This window comes from Campylobacter concisus, from assembly GCF_902460595.1.
In the GTDB taxonomy this organism is placed as follows: Bacteria; Campylobacterota; Campylobacteria; order Campylobacterales; family Campylobacteraceae; genus Campylobacter_A; species Campylobacter_A concisus_BL.
On sequence record NZ_CABPVA010000007.1, the window covers coordinates 1 to 19,079 of the forward strand.

Here is a 19,079-nt window from a genome sequence, read left to right on the forward strand (position 1 = left end):
CATATAAGGAATCTATATCATCATTAACAATTTCCTCAAGTTTTTTCATGGCATATCGAATAGTCTGATTTGAGTCTATTAAAAATTTTTTATTTTCTGTTGTTATAGACAAAAGCTCTTTCCAACCAAAATTTAAATTCTTTTTTGATTCATAAAAGTGCTTAAAAAAATAAAAATCCTCCAAAGTATCCAATGTCCATCTTATGTATGAGTAGTCTATATCATTCTTATAATTGGCCAACTTATATTCATCTTTATGCCCATGGATGTATTTAGTAACATGTTCAAGATCTTCTGGATCTTTTGCTTTATAATATATACTTTCCAAAACATTAAAATTAAAAACCTCAACGTCTAAACCATCCGGGAAAGTTCTTTCTAGTGTATTTGATGTATAGTCAGAATTGCTATTTTGATGTAAAGATATTACTTCATCTATAACATTAAAATCAGTAACCGGGCAGTCACCAGTCAATCTAACAACAACATCAGCCTTAAATAATTTAGCACATTTATAATATCTGTCCAAAACATTTTTTAGGTCGCCCCTAAAACATTCAATATCATTTTCTTTACAAAATAGTTCAATATCATTATCTTCTACATTTGCAGACGTTGCAACAACTAATTTATCTATTTTACTAGATTTTTTGATTCTCTCTATTTGATAATACAAAATTGGCTTATCGTTTACTTTCTTTAAAACTTTACCTGGCAACCTAGAAGAACTCATTCTTGCTTGAAGTATGGCTAAAATCATTTTTATATCCCTAGACTATCAATTTCTACAATACTTTTAGTTTTTTGTGCCATTTTACCAGCTATTAAAACCTTCATTAAATTTATTGTCAAGATACTGCCATTGTCCAACAGTCCTCTTTCTATTCTAAAAATAAAATTTGAAAGCAATCTTTTAAAAGAAGGGAATGCATCAAGAGTATCTGCCCTATAATACTTTATATCACTAAAGAACTCGATTCTGAGTGTTAGCTCACTGCTACCAAGAGCATCTATTTGGATTATACTGCCATCATGATTGTAAAGAGTAAAAGATTCGTGATTTGAATTATTATACTGCACTGATTTAACATTAAAAGGAACAACGGAAAAAATTCCATCCAGCATATGAATTGCGTATTTTTCCCAACTTTTTACAGTTGTGCCTCTAATAAGCTTTATTTTGCCAAATTCATTAATATCTCTTCTTATTTTATCTAACTCCGGCGCATATTTTATCCCTGAACAACTTGCAAGTTGTCCAGACTCCAAAAATGGCTTAAAATAAATTAAGTCGTTAATATCCAGAGAGAGAGGTTTATCAATAAATACATATTTGCCAGCCTCCAAGAAAGATTTTGCGATTTTTATATGTGATTCATAATCATCTCTTGCAATAATAACAGCATCCACATCCTTGATCATATCTTCGTAATTATCTACTACATTATTAATTTTTGAAGCTTTGGCTATTGTTATACTTTCATCTAAATTTTGAGTCCAAACATGAGTAACTTTTGCATCAGATATCCCAAAATCAGAAAAATCTCTTTCTTTTAAATACATATAAATATTATTCCAACCGCTCATACTCATATTTTTATCATCATAGCCATTTACAATTGCAGAAAATGAATATGGGTGGCCATTTCCTTCACTTGTGCCTATCATTCCTATTTTTAACATGTTATAGAATATCCTCTTTGGTTAATATATGATCATATTTTAGATCTTTGTTTAATGTTCTTCCTATTAAAAATTCACTCATCTCTGGTCTTATTCCGGTTCCAGGCCTTTTATAGTCTATATCACAATACTTAATAATTTCCCCTTTTTTCATATCTCTTGCCAAAACTATACTTCTTCTAAATTCCTGCTTTCTTTCGTCTGATTCTGTTGCAGTAACCCTAAAAGAACCCATGGCCTCATTTATCCTCTTAGAGCCATCTACTATAATTTTCATTTCATCTTTATCGGCCGAAACCTTATGATCCCATCCTTCCATATCTTTATCCAAAGTAAAATGCTTTTCTATTAAACAAACGCCTAATGCTACAGATGCCAAAGGTATAGCAGTCCCTAAAGTATGATCAGAAAAACCTATGGGATAATCAGGATAAGTTTGCATTAATGTTCGTATATTATTTAGGTTTACATCTTTATCAACCGGAGGATAAGTTGAAATGCAGTGTAATATTACAATATTTGTATTTCCAGCATTTTCTATAGTTTTAATTGCCTTGTCAATCTCGTAAAGCTCGCTAAGGCCAGTTGCTAAAATCATAGGTCTATTTTTTTTAGCTAGATACTCCAAAAATGGATAATTATTTAAATCCATTGAGGCGACTTTAATAAAAGGGCTGTCTAATTTATCTACCAGAAAATCAGCCTCTTTTTTACTAAATGGTGTAGAAGTGCAGTCAATGCCTATTTCATCTGCAAATTTTTTCATTTCCAAAAGCTCTTCTTCACTTATCGAATAAGCATCTACTATTTCCTCGAGGGTATAATCTGCTCTATTTCTATAGTCATCAGCAATAAAAAAATTGTCCTCATATTTTTTTCTACTAAATATGGTATCTTTTGACCAACTTTGAAATTTAACACAATCTGCACCTGCTCCTTTTGCTTCAACTATCAACTTTTTAGCCAAATCCATATTCCCATTATGGTTAGAACCCAATTCTGCAATTATATATGGTTTACAAAAATTGTAAACTTCTTTAGTTTTTGTTAATCTTACTCTCATTTTAATCCTTTTATCTTAAATTAATTCTTTTAAAAGCATAAAACTTTCAGCATATTCACATCCACAAGTTGCCCCTCTTAAGGTAGCCAATGCCCTTAAATTTCTCTCACTTCTTGGAAATGGATGTTCCCCTATTTCACTTTTAAAAATTTTCATTATTTCTATTTTTTTATCAAGATAATTGCTTATATCCACAAATGAATTTGGCATAAAAGCATCCTCTTTGACACCTGGAGCAAATTCTGTTTCACTTAGAATTTCCATCATATATATCTTTTTGATAAATGGATATCTAAATACCTTTGTACAGCTATAGCTCGCTTCAAAAATTTTCCTATGGTCGCTATGCACGTCACTTTTAAATGGAAGATATATGATGTTTGGCTTTACCTCGCTTATTACCTTTGAGACTTTACCTATAAGCTCGCTCATACCATACTCATCTACTCGCATTGTATTAAGTCCCAAACTAAAAACACCATCAAATTTATAAGCATCCGAAGCTTGCTTTATCTCATTTTCTCTAGCGGTATGATAATCGCTAATCTCGTCCATTTTTGTACAAATAAGCCAGTAAATTTCATCTCCATCATGCTTATGTTTAAGTAGCGTCCCTCCACAGCCCAATGTCTCATCGTCTGGATGAACAGCCACCACAAGAATTTTGTTTTTCATAAATATTCTCCTACTTTAGGCAGCTCTTTGAAACCATGGTCTATAATTTTGATTGCCTTATCGTATGTTTTTACCACAATACTCTTGCCATCATTTTCTAAAACTTTACCAAATTCAATATTATTTTGATCAAATTCCACTTCCTCTACCTTCCATATAGATATATCTTGCCCATTATATTCCACATGAGCACCGACATAAGGTTTTGTTAATGCCCGAACAAGATTGTATATCGCTCTAGAAGTCATCCTAAAGTCAATCCTTCCATCAACCTTACCTCTTTTTCTCCATACATTAGCTAAATCATTATTTTGTTTAACTATCTCAAAGCTATTGTTTTGTAGTTTTGGCAAAAATGACGCTATCTGCTTTAGTGCAATATTTGAAACTTTATCATATAAACTTTTCGCATCATCTTCATATAAAATTTCAACCTTTTCTTGAGATAATATATCCCCATCATCTGCACCTTCTGTCATAAAGAAAAATGTAGAGCCGCTATCATTAAGCCCAAGAGCCAAAGCCCAAATAAGGGGATGCCTACCTCTATTTTTTGGCAGCAAAGCTGGATGATATCCAACAACTCCCATCTTTGGTAAACTAAGTAAATCCTTTTTTATTAAATTTGACCAGCCAAAGCAAAATATAATATCTGGGCTTATACTTCTTATCCAAGCAATATTTTCATTAGAATTTATATCATCTACATATTTAAACGGAATACCTGACTTCTTGCAAAGTGGAGTTAAATCCGAAAAATCAGAGTTAAAATCAGATTTATTCTTAGTACAAACACCAACTATTTCTGCATTTAGATCAATAAGCTTTTTTAAGGCTTTATATGAAAACTCAACGGTGCCTATAAATAGAATTTTCATGATTTCTCCCACCAAAAATAATAAAAATTGTTTTCCTTATTTAAGCCAACAGTATTATTTTTGTATTGTCTATACAAACTTACAGTTTCGTTGGTAAAAATCGCTTTGCGTCCACTTTTTAACAGCATTTTAAAGAAATACCAATCAGCAGCAACAATTCTGCTGTCAAATAACACCTTTGGTAACATATTCAAGCTAATGGCTGTATTTGTCATTCCGAATATATTTTTATTGTCAATAAACTCAAAATCAATAATTTGCCTATTTCTAAGCCTATTTGATAAATATTTTTCTTCGTAAATACCATTTTCATTAAATAGAGTTAAATCATTTACTACTATTTCATTGTCTTTCAGTAACTCAAGTGATTTCTCTATGCGATTTTCCTTAAAACAATCATCGCTATCTCCAAAGACCAATACATCATAGCCTTTTTCTATACAATAATTTATCCCATATTCTCTATTTTTTGCTGGAGTGTTTAGATATTTTAGCTCAATAATATTGAGCTTACTGCTATATTGTTTTGCGATATCATCAAAATTATTAAAACCATCATTGACAACTACAATATCAACTTTTTTAAATGTTTGCTTTAATAGTGAATCAAAAAAATCAATTAAGTATGATTTTTCCATGGGGAAAATGGTTGTTAAAAATGCTATTTTCTTTTTTTTCATTGATTTTTTATCCACCATCAAAAACTACAAATTTCCTTTAAAATGCTAGTTTTTACGCCTTTATAAAAGCGTTTTTCTCTAAGCTTTTCATCACGCTGACACCGCCACCTATGAGAGAATTTTCGCCTATCACGATATATTCTTTGCTAGTTGCATTGCTACCAAAAAATGTCCCATCTTGCACAACAACGCCGCCATTTACCACGCTTGCTGTTGAGATATGGCAGTGATCGCCGATAGTTGCGTCATGCTCCACAAGCGCTTTTGTATTTATGATGCAGTTTTTGCCAACACTTGCACCAGCGTTGATCAAGGCATGATGCATCACAACCGTTCCCTCACCTACACTTGCATGCTTCGAGATATACGCAAGCGAAGAGATAATGGCTGGAAGGTAAAAACCTATCTCTTTTAGCAGTGCAAACAACCTTTTTCTAGGCTCGCTGCTTTTTATCTGCCCAACCGCCACCACAGCATTTTTGCATGATTTAAAAACCTCAGCCAGATCATCATCGCTACCGATGATCTCATATCCAAGCACCTTTTTGCCAATATTTTCTGCCGTATCTATGATACCAATTATATTAAATTTAGCCTCGCTCTCGATGACATCTATCACACTTTTGCAGTGTCCGCCACCACCTACTAAAACTATATCTTGCATGGCTATACTCTTGCGCTACTTGGGATATTTACTATCCTGTCGCTTAGAAATTTAGCATTTTTTAGCTCGTCTCTTTGGCAGTCTTTAAACATATCAAGCTCGTTCATAAGCTGCCAGATAGGACGCGTAAAAACGCCATTTTCATTGCTAAATTTCAAAAACTCATCTCTCTTTTCACGGCTTTCAAAGAGCACCACATTTAGCCAAAAATTTGACCTAGCTTCCGCTGGCTCATCTATAAATTTCACATCATCAAATTTAGAAAAATACTCTTTATAGATCATCGCAAGCTCGCGTTTGCTCTTTAAAAATAGCTCCAAATTTTCAAGCTGCGCCACAAGAAGGGCCGCATTTAAATTTGGCAAGCGGTAGTTGTAGCCGATCTCGCTATGACGATACTCAAAAGGATGTGGCACCTTGGCCGTTGTGGTGATAAATTTGGCGTGCTTTGCTATCTCCTCGTCGTTTGTGATGATAGCTCCGCCTCCTCCGCTTGTGACGATCTTATTGCCATTAAAGCTCATCGCTGCAAGCTTGCCAAAATTCCCCGTATGAGTGCCTTTATAGTAGCTACCAAGGCTCTCGGCGCAGTCTTCTACTAAAGCGATGTTCCAACGCTTGCAGATTTCAGCTATCTCATCTATCTTGCAAGGCAGTCCAAAAGTGTGCATAGGTACGCAAGCACGCACTATCCTGCCGCTAGTTTTATTGACACATTTGCCGCCTTTTAGCTCGCAGTTTTTCTCCAAAAACGCACTAAGTGACGCTGGCGACATACCGAGTGTGTCAAGATCAACATCCACGAAAACCGGCTTTGCAAAAAGGTAGCTAATGGCGTTGCAAGTGGCTATAAAAGTAACTGGCTGGGTGATCACTTCGTTATTTTGCTCTACGCCAGCTAGTTTTAGGCAGATATGAAGCGCAGAGGTGCCATTTGTCGTGGCGACTGCAAATTTAGCACCGACCATTTGAGCTAGCTTACTCTCAAACTCATCGACAAATTTGCCGACACTTGAGACAAAGCTAGAGTCGATGCACTCAAGTAGATATTTTTTCTCGTTGCCTATAAATTTAGGCTCGTGAAGTGGGACTTTGTCCTTGCCAAAGGTGCTTTTTATAAATTTCAAAACCTCGTCAAAATCACATTTTTTCATCGAGATATTTTCCTGTTTCTTTATGCATGAAATTTGGTATGAGCTCGAAGACCTCGCGCAAAACGTCCTCTTTGCTCCATGTCAAGCTTGATTTTAAATTTAAGATATTGTTTTTGAAAATTTCTAGCTTTTTGCTGTCAAAATTTGCATCATTTTTAACTATGCCAATATTTTGAAGTCTTTGCATGTCAAGCTTCTCGCCATCAACGAAAAACTCCTCATAATCCTTCTCTCCAGTCGTGTCGCTAGGCGCAAAAAGACAAGGGTAAAAGCCATCTTTTGGAAGCACTTTGGCAAGCTTTCTGGCCTCCTCCTCATTTTCACATAAAAATGGCTCATAGCCTAAATTCGCCAAGTACCGTTTGGCTATTTCACTAAATGTTATGAGGTCTAAATTTTCATCTAGTTTTGGGAAAAATATATCTCTATTTTCGCCAAAAATGGTGCTTAAAAGGCAGAGCTCACCGCTCTCTTTTGGCGTTAGAAAGTAGCGTCTGACGTCGTTTGGAGCGACTATTGGCTGAGACTTTTCTATGCGTTTTTGAAAGCCAAAAAGAAGCGAGCCGTCGCTAAATGCCACGTTTGCAAATCTAGCCATCGAGACGTCGATCTCTAAAGAGTGCCTAAACGCAAACATCTCCATGATGCGCTTGCTAGCTCCCATTAAATTTACAGGATTTGCGGCCTTGTCGGTGCTGACGCAGAAATATTTTTTTGACTTCATACCCAAAGCTTGAGCCAGCGTTTTATCGGTGTTAAAGATATTTGTTTCAAGCATTCTCATGAGTGTAAATGGGTCTTTTTCGCTTCTAACGTGCTTTAGCGCTGATAAATTTAACACGTAGTCAAATCCACCGCTTTGCGATAAAAGTGCGTCAAATTCGGTACTTGCAACATCTATGGCAAAAGTTTTAAAGTCGCCATTTATATATCCAAACTCACTTCTTATGTCACGCACTAGCTCAACAAGGTTGTTTTCAGAGATATCAACAACGTAGAGTTTTTTGGGGTCTCTTATAAATATCTCCTTTGTCACGGCAGAGCCTATCGAGCCAGCACCGCCGATAACTAGGAAGCTTGAGCTTGAAGCTATCTCTTTTAGGTCTTTATCAAGGGCATTTATATCATCTTCAAAGAGGTTTTTCGTGCGTCCTATTAAGCTTAAGATATCCATTATTGCTTCACTATTAGAATGTCTTCTCTTGTATTATTCATAGGAAGACCGCTAAGTTGCTCAAGCAAATAAGACTCACAACCCATAGAACGATACCTTTGAAGTATGGAAAAAATTACACTGTCATCTATACAAAGTGGCTCTAGCTTATTCCAGCAAACATTTGGGCAAGTTTGAGAAGAGGACCACTTCATGTGAAAGTCACGACCAGTCTCTGATGATAAAAAACGCTTCTTTTTGCTTGCGTTAGGAATATCGCCAATCAACAGTCTCCCCCCCCCACTCTTCAATAACGCTATACATGTATCTAAAAATTTTAAATAGTTAGAATGATATACAACATGATGTAAAACAGAGTAAACAATAATATAGTCCACTTTTGAGTATAAGCTTTCATAGTCATAATCACATGGAAATTCATGAGCGATTTTAATAATAAATGGCTCATTTGGCAAATTATCTAACATTTCTTTTGAATCAATTAAATATAGAGTAAAGCTATTTTTTCTAGCATATTCTATAAGAGACTTTGCAGGACCAGAACAACCACATCCTATGTCCATTATGATTTTAGTTTTTTCATTGTCCGGTTTAATGTTTAACTTTTGTAAAATATCTGGAAATATATTTTCTTCAGTGCCTTTTCTGTAAATATCAGGAAAGCCAACCTTTTCATTATCATTTAATGAATTGTCTGAAGCCATGTTCTTAAAATCATCAAAACTAAGCATTTCACATCCTATCTTTAGCTGTGATTCCCATTATATTAAATGCTGTTTTTATCGAGACAGCAACGACTGCAAAGACTTTTAACAAACTATCTTCGTTTTCATTTCCAACCACGCGGTTTTCATTATAAAATTTATGAAAACTAGCAGCCAGCGACTTTAGATAGTCTGGGATCTTTTGAAGCTGTCTTGAGATGAAAGCGTCCTCTAAAATTTCAGGCAATATCAGTGCTTCAAAAAGTAAATTTTTAGCATTTTCATCTAGGCATTCAAAGTCCGCATTTATCACATCACTAACGCTTTTTTCAGCCTTTGCAAAGACCTGATTTATCCTAGCGTGAGCATAGTTTATATAAAAAATAGGGTTTGAGCTATCCTCTTTTTTAAGCTCATCCACGTCAAATTCCAAGTTACTCGTATTTGCTTTACTTATAAAGATAAATCTAAGCGCCTCAGCGCCGATCTCGCTTGCGATATCACTCATCAGCACGGCATTGCCAGCGCGCTTACTCATCTTGTATGGCTTGCCCTCTTTTAGCAGGCTAACCATCTGCATAAGTATCACTTCTAGCTTATTTTCGTCGTACCCAAGGAAATTTATCGCAGCCTTTAGTCTTGCGATATATCCGTGGTGGTCTGCACCCCAAATGTTTATATAGTGGTCAAAATTTCTTTCAAATTTAGCATTATGGTAGATGATGTCACCAGCTAGATATGTCGGTCTGCCGTCATTTCTAACCACAACCCTATCGTTATCGTCGCCAAGTGTGGTAGAAGCGATATAGGTAGCACCCTCTTTTTCATACATTTGATTTGAACGTTTTAGCTTTTCTATTGTTGGCTCCAGACGGTCGTAAAGTGCTTTTTCGCTAGCCCAGCTCTCTATAAAAATGCCAACATCAGCCAAGTCTTTTTTGATGATCTCAAGCACGATATCCTTGCCAAACTCAGCAAGCTCAAGGTTTCTGCTCTCGTCATAAAAAATTTCTTTACCAAATTTCTCATTTGCAAGCTTAGCAATATCTAAAATATAATCCCCACGGTAGTATTTCTCTGGATAGACGACACTTTCGTTAAATAGCTGCTCTTTAGCCGCAAGCGATATCGAAGTGCCAAGCAGATCTATTTGATTACCCGCATCGTTTATGTAGTATTCTGTTGAGATGGCGTAGCCGAGTCTTTTGCCAAGCCTAGCCAAAGTATCGCCATAAACCGCGCCTCTAACGTGCCCGATGTGAAGCGGTCCAGTTGGATTTGCGCTGATGTATTCTATTAAATAGCTGTCTTTTTTCGCATCTTCTTTTGCAAAATTTTCACTATCTAGCAAAATTTGCTTTGAAATTTCATCTAAAAATTCACTCTTAAGCTTGAAATTTAAGTAGCCATTTACCGCACTAGCTTCAACTATCTTGCTATCACTAAATTTATAAGCAAACTCGCTAGCTATCATAGCCGGCGACTTTCTTAGCTCCTTTGCAAGGCTAAAAAGCGGCGTCGCATAGTGGGCTAAATTTTTATCCTTTGGCTTCTCAAGCACAAATTCACGCTCTAAAACCTTTGAAATTTCAGCTTTTACTTTATCTTTCAACTCTAAAACCTACGCGTTTTTAGTTGTTTCTTCTATCTTTTGACTAGTAGCACTATCTTCTTTATGCTCAACTTTTTCGCTCTTTTCAGGGGTTGTATCCTCCATCTCAGCCTTAAAAGTCTTTATGCCCTTGCCTAGTCCTTTTGCAAGCTCTGGGATCTTCTTTGCTCCAAAAAGTAATACAATGATCGCTAAAACGATCAACCAGTGGCCAATACTAAAAGAACCCATATTTTCTCCTTATCAAATTTTCTCAAAATATTATCATAAATTCCTGAATTTCTAACAATCTATCCACTCGTCGATGACGTTTCTTAAGTTTATCTTAGCGCTTTTTAACCTCATCGCTCGAAGGATTGATTTTAGTCCTTTGTAGCTCTTTTCTATATCATCATTTACTAAAAAATAATCATACTCTAAAATATGCTCCATCTCTCCAACTGCGTTCATTAAGCGGTTTTCTATCGTCTCGTCACTATCTGTTCCGCGGTTTTTCAAGCGCCTCTTAAGCTCTTTTTTATTCGCAGTTGTGATAAAAACTGAAGTGATGTAGCTTTTAAATTTCTCAAGTGCGATGTGAAAGCCCTGCACATCGATGTCAAATATCACTATCTTTCCAGCTTCAAGCGCTGCTAAAACTGGCTTTAAGCTCGTACCATAGTAGTTTTTATGCACCTGCGCCCACTCTAAAAACTCGCCCTTTTCTATGCCGCTTTTAAATTCATCTTCTTTTATAAAATAATAATCCACCCCATCAACTTCGCCTTCTCTTTTGGCTCTTGTTGTGCTTGAGATAGAAAAATATAGGTCTTTCTCCTCCTTTAAAAGACGGCTCAAAAGCGTGCTTTTACCGCTTCCACTAGGTCCTGAAACTACTAAAATTTGTCCTTGCAACTACTTTTCCTCGAAACTTATATTTATCTTAATGTTCATATCTTTTAGCACATCTCTTAGCGAGCTCTCATTTAGTGACTCTTGGACGTGTTTTGTGATCTTTTTAGTTAGCTCTTCTTTATAGTCTTCTTTTGCATCATTTTTTGAGCTTGTTTGAGGCATATCTTTTAGTCCAAATGCCGCTAACATCGTGCTTTCATCTATGTCATCTATCGATGCTGCGTCAAAATTTAACTCACTTGATGCCGCGTCTTTGCTCTCTTCTTGCGCGTTTTCTTCTTGGATATTTTCTTCTTCAAAAGTTTCATCTACTAGACCTAGATCCTCTTTGGCTTCTGGCTCGCTCACATCTTCTAGCTCTTCTACTGGCATCTCATTAGAAGTATTTTCACTCTCGCTAGACTCTAAATTTTCTAGCTCCTCACTTGAAATTTCATCCAAAGCCTCTTCTTCTATATCTTCTTCTGATTTTTCATCATCTACTTGAATTTGCTCTTCATCAGCCTCAGAGATCTCATCTAAATTCTCATCATCTTTAGGCTCATCTTCTAAATTTGCCTCATTTTCAAGGCTATCTTCATCATCAAATTTAGCTAGCTCGTCTATATTTAGCTCTTCTTGCTCTAAATTTGCAGTATCTAGCTCAGCGTCATCTAAATTTTTATTTTCTTCGTCAGTCTCTTCACTATTTAGCTCTTCATCAAGCGAATCAATCTCACTAAGCTCAAATTTACTCTGATCTATCTCGTCAAGCTCGCCACCAGCGTTCTCTTCATCAACCAAGCCTGCAACGTCATTTTGGCTAATAATATCATCTAAATTTTTATTTAGCTCTTCATCTGCTTCAGACTCTTCTGGCATATTTTCTATCTCATCGACAAGCGCACTAAGCTCTGCTAGATCACCATCCTTACCCTCTTCGCTCTCATGCGCATCACTTATCGCTTCGCTAGTCTCTTCATCCACGCTCTCATCAGCAAGATCTTCGCTGGCAAGCTCTTGTAGGTCCTCAAGCTCTTCTAAAGACTCCATATCGCTAGCTTCATTTTCCTCTTGTAAGTCACTCTCATTAATCTCCTCGCTTGGGCTATCTATGCCACTTTCTAAAAGCTCTTTGTCAAGATCTGCAAAATTTTCAAGATTTGTATCGATATCAGGCAGCTTAAACCCTGACATCTCGTCAAAATTTATAGCCTCGTCGCTAAAGTCGCCAAAGTCACTTTCACTCTGCTCACTCTCGCTCTGCTGGGCAGCTGGCTCATCTTTTGGGATATTTTGCTCAAAAACACTTATAAATTCAGTCGGTAAAAATGGTTTCTCAAGCATCAAAGTAGCAAATTCTGGCTTGCTCTCGCCACGACTTGCTAGATACATCACCTTTTTATCTGTAGCTAGCTCGCTACTATCCACGTCACTGTCGATTATGATAAAGTCAAACTGAGCATCGTCAAATCCATTTAGATCCTCAAATTCGCTATATTCGGTACCGATTTTATTCAGACTTAAAGTTATCAGACGTGAAACTGCTGGATTTTTATTTATAAGAGCAACTTTCATCATCCCTCCTTGTAATAGTAAAAGCCTATTCTATGATAAATTTCATTGCTATTTTCTTAAAAAAATAGAGCCGGCAGATCATTTATCACTTTTAAAAGTAGGTCGCTCATGATCTTCATAATGCCTGCTAAAATGGCTATCAAAACAGAAAATCCGATCGTCACTTTGATAGGATAGCCGATGACTAGTAGGTTAAACTGCGGCATCGTCTTCATGAGCATGCCAAAAATGGAGTCTGAGAGCAAAGAAAGCGCGATGATAGGAAATGACATGATAAAGCCAAACATAAACAAATTTGTAAATAAATTTATCGCATAGCTCATGATGCCAGGGCGTGGATAAAAGTCGCCAAGTGGTACCACAGCAAGTGAGCTAGCGTAAAACTGAAGGAGCAAATGATGTCCATCAAAAGCTAGAAATGTTAGCAGTGCGATGAAATTTATAAGGTTTGCTATGACTGGGGAGTTTGTGCCAGTTTGTGGGTCAAGTACCGACGCCATCGAAAAGCCCATGACCATCGAGATTTGCTCGCCTGCCATTTGAAGTGTGGCAAAGATGATGGTTAGCATAAGTCCAGCACTTAGCCCCAGCATCACCTCGCCAAGTATCTCGCCAACAAGGAAATTTATAGAGTTTTCATGAGCTTTTGAGAGAGGAAAAAGCACGACACAAAGAACAAAAACTAAAAGCGTTTTTACGCTAAGAGGAATTTGGTTGTGCGAGTAAAATGGGAAAAAAACGATGAGACCGCTTAGGCGTGCAAATAAAAGCATAAAAACTATGGTCTTATCAGCCCCAAAAAATTCTATTAGTTCCATTTTGCTCTTTTAAATTTTTTGCTAATTTTACAAAATTTTACTTTGTTTTTAAATTTATGTGGTCGTTTTTAGAAATTTGAAGCTAAATTTTAAGAAATTTGCACAAGCTCTTTGTTCTCAAGCTTGTATGAGTTGTCGCATTTCGCGGCTAGGTCGTTGTCGTGAGTGACTAGAACAAGGGCAGCGTTATTTTCATTTATGTAGTCAAATAAAACTTGCATCACTTCATTTGCCGTTTGCTTATCAAGGTTGCCCGTTGGCTCGTCTGCAAAGATGATCTTTGGCTTTTTAGTAAGCACTCTAGCGATACTGACGCGCTGCTGCTGGCCGCCGCTTAGCTCGCCAACTTTTTGATTTATCACTCTTGAAATTTTAAGCGCTTCAAGATCATTTTTTTCTATATTTTCGCCAGATAAGATGCTTGCAAGCTCGATATTTTCATAGGCGCTAAAGCCTTTAAAAAGATAGTGCGACTGAAAAATAATGCCAAAATGAAGCCTTCTAATAGCCAAAAGCTCGTTTTGAGAAAGCTCATAGATCGATCTATCTTGATAGATGACCTCGCCAAAATTTGGTTTTAAAAGTGTTGAAAGTATATGTAAAAGCGTTGATTTGCCACAACCGCTAACGCCAGTTATCGCGATGCTCTGTTTTTGATTGAGAGTTAAATTTATATTGTTAAAGAGCGTATAATCATACGCAAAGCCTAGATTAGACGCTCTTAAAATTTCCATTAGCCTATTTGAGCAGCAACTTCTGCAGCAAAGTCATCTACTTTTTTCTCTAAACCTTCGCCAAGCTCGAAACGAACGTATTTTACGATCTCGATCTTGCCGCCAAGCTCTTTGCTCTTCTCTTCGATAACTTGTTCGATAGTCTTTTTATCGTCCATTACATAAAACTGACCTAAAAGTGTAAGGCGTTGGTCAAGCACTGTGTTATCAGCGTAAAATCTCTCGATCTTACCAGGGATGATCTTATCCCAAATTTTCTCAGGTTTGCCCTCAGCTTTTAGCTCTTCTTCGATCGCTTTTGTAGCTTTTGCAAGCTCAGCCTCACCTATCTGGCAGCGGCTAGCATACTCAGGGATGTGGTGAAGTGGCTTGCCTAAGCGTTTTAGCTCTTCATTGTCTTTTTCAAGCTCAGCGCGAAGTGCGATAAATTCTTTTTCAACAAACTCTTTATCAAGGTCTTTGTAGCTTATAACGCTTGGCTTCATAGCAGCTGCGTGCATACATAAATTTCTTATAAATTCAGTTGCTTTGTTTGCAACTTCAGCACTTTCGCAAGCTGCACCGATAAGTACGCCAACACGGCCATTTGAGTGAACATAGCCATTTACCACGCCCTTATCATCAGCACTGATTGTCTCAAAGCGGCGAACTACAAGGTTTTCACCGATAGTTGCAATCTGAGTTTTGAAGTACTCTTCAAATTTAACGCCATTTAATGTGCTTGCATTTAGCTCTTCAACTGTTTTTATGCCGCTTGATTGGATGTGAGCTGTTGCGTCTTTTGCAAGTGCTTGAAACTGTGGGTTTCTAGCAACGAAGTCAGTCTCAGAGTTGATCTCGCTGATAGTTGCTTTTTTGCATTTTGAGCAAACTTCAACGCTTACTAAGCCCTCGCTTGCAAGGCGGTCAGCTTTTTTAGCAGCTTGACCTAGGCCCTTTTCACGAAGGATGTCAACAGCTTTTTCCATGTCGCCATTTGCTTCGCCAAGTGCCTTTTTGCAGTCCATCATGCCAGCTCCGGTTGATTCACGGAGCTCTTTTACCATTTGTGCAGTTATTTCCATTACTCTTCGTCCTCGCCAAAGTCTTCTTCGCTCATAGCCTCAGCTACAACTGCGTCTTTCTCATCTTGGCTTACTTCTTCGCCAGCAGCTTGCTCGCCACCATCTTGCTCAAGAAGTGATTTGCCTTCATTGATAGCCTCAGCCATCTCTTGGCAGAAAAGCTGAACAGAGCGGATCGCATCGTCGTTTCCTGGGATAGGATAATCAACAACGTCAGGATCGCAGTTTGTATCGATCGGTGCTACAACTGGGATCTTTAGGCGATTTGCCTCTTGAACGGCGATCTTTTCTTTAACTGTATCAACAACAAATATCATATCAGGTAGGCTTTTCATATTTCGGATACCGCCAAGAGTTGCGATAAGTTTCTCTTTTTTGCGGCGAAGCATCAAAGCCTCTTTTTTAGTTAGTAAATTTATCGAGCCATCTTCTTCCATAGTCTCGATAACTTCTAGTTTGCGGATAGACTGGCGGATAGTACCGAAGTTTGTCATCATACCACCTAACCAGCGGTGATTTACATAAGGCATTCCACATTTTTCAGCGTACTCTTTGATAGCGTCGATAGCTTGTTTTTTAGTACCGACAAATAGCACTGACTTGCCTTCAGCAGCTGCGTCACGAACGATGTTGTAAGTGTAGCGGAAGTAGCGGATAGTCTTTTGTAGATCTATAATATAGATACCTTTTCTCTCGCCAAAGATAAATTTTTTCATCTTTGGGTTCCAGCGGCGTGTTTGGTGACCAAAATGTACGCCACACTCTAATAAATCTCTCATAGTTACCATGAGTTTCTCCTTGTTTTAGGCATTTTGCCTTGAATTTAGTTTTATCCTCCACGACCATTAATGCTTTCGCACAACCAAATTTAGGATTGTCGTGTGTGAAATAAAGCTTGGATTATATTGAAACTTGGCTTTATTGAAGCTAAATTTAAAGATTTCTTTAGCTAAAAATAAAGCGCAAATTTCTTTAAATTCACTCAAAAAAGCCTTTTTTAACGACCTTTTCATCTTTTACGCAAAACTCGCCTTTTGCGATCACGTCATATAAATTTAGCTCCTCGTCAAAGACACAAAGATCAGCGTCATTGCCGACTTTTATCTCGCCTTTTTGGCTTAAATTTAGATATCTCGCCACGTTTTTGCTCATCAAAGCCAAAGTGTCTTCTATCTTTAAAATTTTATTTCTCACCAAAGCTTGCAATACCTCTAAATTTGACGCACATGAGGCACAGCCATATCCCACTAGCTCGCCATTTTCATTAAATTTAGGCACGCTGCCGTTGCCATCTGAGCTCATCGTTAGACGCTCTAAATTTAGCCCATTTTCAAGGCCATAAGCCACCACCTCGTGAAGTGGGGCAAATTTACTCCCACCACTTGTGATATCGACGTTTCCGCCCATTTTTTGAAATTTCAAAGCCTCGTTAAACAGATCTTTCGTCCTAGCGCAGTGTGTCGGCGAGAAGTAATGAACTGGGAATTCATAGTCTTTTATCACTTTAAAGACGTTGTCAAATTTCTCACTCAGTCCGCCCATGTGCATGTGAAGCACGCCGCCTTTTTTAGAGACCATGCCGCCTATGCGTATCTTGCTTAGGATCTTGATGAGCTCCTCTTTTGAGACGTAGCTGCCGCGGTTATCGGTCAGTGCGATCTTTACGCCGATCACTTTGTCGATTAGTATGATATCCTTTGCGATGTCGCCGGTAAATGTCACACAGGGGCTTGCGTATGAGCCGGTGTGAATGAAGGTCGAGATGCCCTCAAACTCGAGCGCTTTTGCCTTTGAGTAGAGATTTTCCAAGCTTCTAGTAACCCCGTCAGTCCCCAAGACGCCAACAAGTGTGGTCGTGCCGTATTTTACGATCTGACTAAGCGTGATCTCAGGCGTTCTTGAGTGATATCCAGCCTCGCCGCCACCACCCGTGATATGCACGTGCTGATCAATGAGGCCTGGAGCTAAAACCTTGCCCTTTAGGTCGTAAATTTCAAGCCCTTCGATGTTAAAGCTTAGCTCATCGCCGATAGCTAAAATTTTACCGCCACCTACCAAAACATCGCACTTGCCAAGAAATTTTGGCGTGTATAGATTAGCATTTTTAAGCAAAAGCATATTTTCTCCTTTATTTGCTAAGTTGTACTTTCTCTTCTATCTCCATCAATTTTATAAAAATTTGCTCGATATTTTCCCTATCCACGGCGCTTAGCTCCATCTTTTTTGAGCTAAGTAGCATCTGCATAAACTCTTCGTTCATAAGCTGCTCAAAGCCCAAATTTCTAGCGTTTTGAGCTATTTTTGCCGCCAGTGGATTTTTAAAGCTCTCGTATCCCATTTTTATCCTTAAATTTCACTGCAAATCCGCAAAATCTGCCGCACACGCCGTCTCTTCGGTATGAAAAATATCTCTCATCGCAGTGCGTGCAGACTTCGCTAAAGTTTAAATTTCTAACCCCAAGTGCGCTAAATTCATCTCTCAAGGCCGCGTTCATATCAAAATTTCTACCTATCTTATATGCGTTAAATTCCCCAAGATCAAGCTCGCCCACCTCATAGCAGCCGCCTTTTATATTTGCTCCGACAAAGACGCTCATCTCGCCCGCTCTTGAGCCAAATTTCTCACCCATAAGCATAACTGCTTTTGTGCAAATTTTTAGCATCACGCCAGCTCTTCCTGCATGAGCCACGCAGATAGCGCCCTGCCTCTCATCTATCATCACGACTGGCGAGCAGTCCGCTACCAAGACACAGATGCCAACATCACTTAAATTTGTGATCACAGCGTCGCACTCTGGCAGCTCATCCTCCTCGTTTTCAAGGACAAAAACCTTGTCCGAGTGGATCTGCTTCATAAACTTAAGCTGTCTAACGCCTAAATTTTTAGCCAAAATTTCTCTATTTTTGATGACATCTTTTGGCTCATCACCCACGTGATCGCCTAAATTTAGCGAGCTAAATTTACCCTCGCTCACGCCGCCAAGCCTGTTTGTAAAGCCAGCAGTGATGCCATTTTTATCAAAAACGATATCTAAATTTTCACGCATCTTCGCTCACTTAGTAGAGGCTTGAAATTCTCTCGACATCGTCCCAGCTAAGGCCGCCATTTTGCTTAGCCTCAAGCATCCTAGCCACGTAGCGAGCCAGCAGATCGCTCTCGATATTTACGCGCCTGCCAACCTTGAAAGTACCAAAAAGGCTATCTCTAAATGTGATCGGAATGATAGTTAGCCTTATGCCCTTTGGCAAAATTTCATTTATCGTAAGGCTCACGCCCTCAACGCCCACCGAGCCCTTGTTTGCCATAAGAGCCATCGCCTCTCGCGGCAGGTCGATGTAAAAATCAACGCCATTTTCATGTTTTTTTATAGCTGAGATCACGCCGATAAAGTCGATGTGTCCTTGCATCAAATGCCCATCCACGCGCTCGCCAAGCTTCATCGCTGGCTCGATATGCACCAAGCCACTTAAATTTTCAACCGCGACATTTGCCCTGCTCTCTGCGCTTAGCTCCACGCTAAAGCCATCATCATATAGTTTTATCACACTTAAGCAAGCGCCATTTACTGCGATGCTGTCACCTAAATTTGGGCGAAATTTAGCCTTTAGCCGTAAAACATTTTGCGAGTAGCTAATGACCTCGGCAAGCTCCCTGATTAAGCCATTAAACATATTTTGCCTTTAAATTTTTTAAGGATTTTACTAAAATTTGCCTAAATTTGGGT

Annotated in this window: 22 protein-coding genes; all 22 read right to left on the bottom strand. The window is 38.1% G+C overall.

Annotated features, from left to right (window positions below; genetic code table 11):
• The coding region (locus tag F3G86_RS09410) for a cytidylyltransferase domain-containing protein (protein ID WP_149723707.1) at positions 1-760 on the bottom strand (760 nt) is incomplete at its 3' end.
• 2 nt (positions 761-762) lie between these two features.
• Entirely contained in the window at positions 763-1,683 is a 921-nt protein-coding gene (locus tag F3G86_RS09415) for a Gfo/Idh/MocA family oxidoreductase (RefSeq protein ID WP_149723708.1), read from the bottom strand.
• 1 nt (position 1,684) lies between these two features.
• The gene (locus tag F3G86_RS09420) at positions 1,685-2,746 is read right to left on the bottom strand and encodes an N-acetylneuraminate synthase family protein (RefSeq protein WP_149723709.1); all 1,062 of its coding nucleotides are present in this window, start codon (positions 2,744-2,746) and stop codon (positions 1,685-1,687) included.
• Positions 2,747-2,761: 15 nt separating this feature from the next.
• The gene (locus F3G86_RS09425; RefSeq protein ID WP_149723710.1) at positions 2,762-3,421 is read right to left on the bottom strand and encodes a PIG-L deacetylase family protein; all 660 of its coding nucleotides are present in this window, start codon (positions 3,419-3,421) and stop codon (positions 2,762-2,764) included.
• Entirely contained in the window at positions 3,418-4,299 is an 882-nt protein-coding gene (locus F3G86_RS09430; RefSeq protein ID WP_149723711.1) for a formyltransferase family protein, read from the bottom strand. The genes F3G86_RS09425 and F3G86_RS09430 overlap by 4 nt, the downstream gene beginning before the upstream one ends.
• Positions 4,296-4,997 (bottom strand): glycosyltransferase, encoded by a 702-nt coding sequence (locus F3G86_RS09435; protein WP_149723712.1) that lies wholly within the window; start codon positions 4,995-4,997, stop codon positions 4,296-4,298. The genes F3G86_RS09430 and F3G86_RS09435 overlap by 4 nt, the downstream gene beginning before the upstream one ends.
• 34 nt (positions 4,998-5,031) lie before the next feature.
• Complete coding sequence (locus F3G86_RS09440) at positions 5,032-5,643, bottom strand: NeuD/PglB/VioB family sugar acetyltransferase (protein ID WP_149723713.1); 612 nt, start codon at positions 5,641-5,643, stop codon at positions 5,032-5,034.
• Between the two features lie 2 nt (positions 5,644-5,645).
• Positions 5,646-6,797, bottom strand: coding sequence for a LegC family aminotransferase (locus tag F3G86_RS09445; RefSeq protein ID WP_103620701.1), 1,152 nt, complete (start codon positions 6,795-6,797; stop codon positions 5,646-5,648).
• On the bottom strand, positions 6,784-7,971 hold the full coding sequence (locus F3G86_RS09450; protein WP_317454233.1) for a UDP-N-acetylglucosamine 4,6-dehydratase: 1,188 nt from the start codon (positions 7,969-7,971) through the stop codon (positions 6,784-6,786). The genes F3G86_RS09445 and F3G86_RS09450 overlap by 14 nt, the downstream gene beginning before the upstream one ends.
• A complete protein-coding gene (locus tag F3G86_RS09455; RefSeq protein WP_149723715.1) occupies positions 7,971-8,702 on the bottom strand; it encodes a class I SAM-dependent methyltransferase in 732 nt (243 codons plus the stop codon). The genes F3G86_RS09450 and F3G86_RS09455 overlap by 1 nt, the downstream gene beginning before the upstream one ends.
• 1 nt (position 8,703) lies before the next feature.
• Complete coding sequence (gene argS / locus F3G86_RS09460) at positions 8,704-10,287, bottom strand: arginine--tRNA ligase (protein WP_149723716.1); 1,584 nt, start codon at positions 10,285-10,287, stop codon at positions 8,704-8,706.
• A gap of 9 nt (positions 10,288-10,296) precedes the next feature.
• The gene (locus tag F3G86_RS09465; protein ID WP_103635478.1) at positions 10,297-10,518 is read right to left on the bottom strand and encodes a Sec-independent protein translocase subunit TatA; all 222 of its coding nucleotides are present in this window, start codon (positions 10,516-10,518) and stop codon (positions 10,297-10,299) included.
• Positions 10,519-10,569: 51 nt separating this feature from the next.
• Positions 10,570-11,181 carry a guanylate kinase gene (gene gmk / locus F3G86_RS09470; RefSeq protein WP_103598213.1) on the bottom strand — a complete coding sequence of 204 codons (612 nt, stop codon included), beginning with the start codon at positions 11,179-11,181 and terminating at the stop codon, positions 10,570-10,572.
• The gene (locus tag F3G86_RS09475) at positions 11,182-12,738 is read right to left on the bottom strand and encodes a putative sodium/potassium/calcium exchanger (RefSeq protein WP_149723717.1); all 1,557 of its coding nucleotides are present in this window, start codon (positions 12,736-12,738) and stop codon (positions 11,182-11,184) included. It lies immediately after the preceding gene.
• A gap of 56 nt (positions 12,739-12,794) precedes the next feature.
• Positions 12,795-13,556 carry a flagellar biosynthetic protein FliR gene (gene fliR / locus F3G86_RS09480; RefSeq protein ID WP_149723718.1) on the bottom strand — a complete coding sequence of 254 codons (762 nt, stop codon included), beginning with the start codon at positions 13,554-13,556 and terminating at the stop codon, positions 12,795-12,797.
• 89 nt (positions 13,557-13,645) lie between these two features.
• Entirely contained in the window at positions 13,646-14,290 is a 645-nt protein-coding gene (locus F3G86_RS09485; RefSeq protein WP_149723719.1) for an ABC transporter ATP-binding protein, read from the bottom strand.
• Positions 14,290-15,354, bottom strand: a complete 1,065-nt coding sequence (gene tsf / locus F3G86_RS09490; RefSeq protein ID WP_149723720.1) for a translation elongation factor Ts — start codon at positions 15,352-15,354, stop codon at positions 14,290-14,292. The genes F3G86_RS09485 and tsf overlap by 1 nt, the downstream gene beginning before the upstream one ends.
• On the bottom strand, positions 15,354-16,142 hold the full coding sequence (gene rpsB / locus F3G86_RS09495) for a 30S ribosomal protein S2 (RefSeq protein ID WP_002941277.1): 789 nt from the start codon (positions 16,140-16,142) through the stop codon (positions 15,354-15,356). The genes tsf and rpsB overlap by 1 nt, the downstream gene beginning before the upstream one ends.
• A 190-nt stretch (positions 16,143-16,332) precedes the next feature.
• Positions 16,333-17,472 (bottom strand): beta-aspartyl-peptidase, encoded by a 1,140-nt coding sequence (iadA, locus tag F3G86_RS09500; protein ID WP_149723721.1) that lies wholly within the window; start codon positions 17,470-17,472, stop codon positions 16,333-16,335.
• Positions 17,473-17,482: 10 nt separating this feature from the next.
• Positions 17,483-17,692, bottom strand: a complete 210-nt coding sequence (locus F3G86_RS09505) for an acetyltransferase (RefSeq protein WP_103598218.1) — start codon at positions 17,690-17,692, stop codon at positions 17,483-17,485.
• Complete coding sequence (locus F3G86_RS09510) at positions 17,673-18,401, bottom strand: purine nucleoside phosphorylase YfiH/LACC1 family protein (protein WP_149723722.1); 729 nt, start codon at positions 18,399-18,401, stop codon at positions 17,673-17,675. The genes F3G86_RS09505 and F3G86_RS09510 overlap by 20 nt, the downstream gene beginning before the upstream one ends.
• Before the next feature lie 10 nt (positions 18,402-18,411).
• Positions 18,412-19,026 carry a riboflavin synthase gene (locus tag F3G86_RS09515; RefSeq protein ID WP_103612806.1) on the bottom strand — a complete coding sequence of 205 codons (615 nt, stop codon included), beginning with the start codon at positions 19,024-19,026 and terminating at the stop codon, positions 18,412-18,414.
• Positions 19,027-19,079 lie beyond the last annotated feature (53 nt).

Bases quoted from the DNA above. Each gene is read 5' to 3' on its own strand.
- F3G86_RS09415 (WP_149723708.1), bottom strand. From the start codon at position 1,683: ATGTTAAAAATAGGAATGATAGGCACAAGTGAAGGAAATGGCCACCCA.
- F3G86_RS09420 (WP_149723709.1), bottom strand. From the start codon at position 2,746: ATGAGAGTAAGATTAACAAAAACTAAAGAAGTTTACAATTTTTGTAAA.
- F3G86_RS09425 (WP_149723710.1), bottom strand. From the start codon at position 3,421: ATGAAAAACAAAATTCTTGTGGTGGCTGTTCATCCAGACGATGAGACA.
- F3G86_RS09430 (WP_149723711.1), bottom strand. From the start codon at position 4,299: ATGAAAATTCTATTTATAGGCACCGTTGAGTTTTCATATAAAGCCTTA.
- F3G86_RS09435 (WP_149723712.1), bottom strand. From the start codon at position 4,997: ATGGTGGATAAAAAATCAATGAAAAAAAAGAAAATAGCATTTTTAACA.
- F3G86_RS09440 (WP_149723713.1), bottom strand. From the start codon at position 5,643: ATGCAAGATATAGTTTTAGTAGGTGGTGGCGGACACTGCAAAAGTGTG.
- F3G86_RS09445 (WP_103620701.1), bottom strand. From the start codon at position 6,797: ATGAAAAAATGTGATTTTGACGAGGTTTTGAAATTTATAAAAAGCACC.
- F3G86_RS09450 (WP_317454233.1), bottom strand. From the start codon at position 7,971: ATGGATATCTTAAGCTTAATAGGACGCACGAAAAACCTCTTTGAAGAT.
- F3G86_RS09455 (WP_149723715.1), bottom strand. From the start codon at position 8,702: ATGCTTAGTTTTGATGATTTTAAGAACATGGCTTCAGACAATTCATTA.
- F3G86_RS09465 (WP_103635478.1), bottom strand. From the start codon at position 10,518: ATGGGTTCTTTTAGTATTGGCCACTGGTTGATCGTTTTAGCGATCATT.
- F3G86_RS09475 (WP_149723717.1), bottom strand. From the start codon at position 12,738: ATGAAAGTTGCTCTTATAAATAAAAATCCAGCAGTTTCACGTCTGATA.
- fliR (WP_149723718.1), bottom strand. From the start codon at position 13,556: ATGGAACTAATAGAATTTTTTGGGGCTGATAAGACCATAGTTTTTATG.
- F3G86_RS09485 (WP_149723719.1), bottom strand. From the start codon at position 14,290: ATGGAAATTTTAAGAGCGTCTAATCTAGGCTTTGCGTATGATTATACG.
- tsf (WP_149723720.1), bottom strand. From the start codon at position 15,354: ATGGAAATAACTGCACAAATGGTAAAAGAGCTCCGTGAATCAACCGGA.
- rpsB (WP_002941277.1), bottom strand. From the start codon at position 16,142: ATGGTAACTATGAGAGATTTATTAGAGTGTGGCGTACATTTTGGTCAC.
- iadA (WP_149723721.1), bottom strand. From the start codon at position 17,472: ATGCTTTTGCTTAAAAATGCTAATCTATACACGCCAAAATTTCTTGGC.
- F3G86_RS09505 (WP_103598218.1), bottom strand. From the start codon at position 17,692: ATGGGATACGAGAGCTTTAAAAATCCACTGGCGGCAAAAATAGCTCAA.
- F3G86_RS09510 (WP_149723722.1), bottom strand. From the start codon at position 18,401: ATGCGTGAAAATTTAGATATCGTTTTTGATAAAAATGGCATCACTGCT.
- F3G86_RS09515 (WP_103612806.1), bottom strand. From the start codon at position 19,026: ATGTTTAATGGCTTAATCAGGGAGCTTGCCGAGGTCATTAGCTACTCG.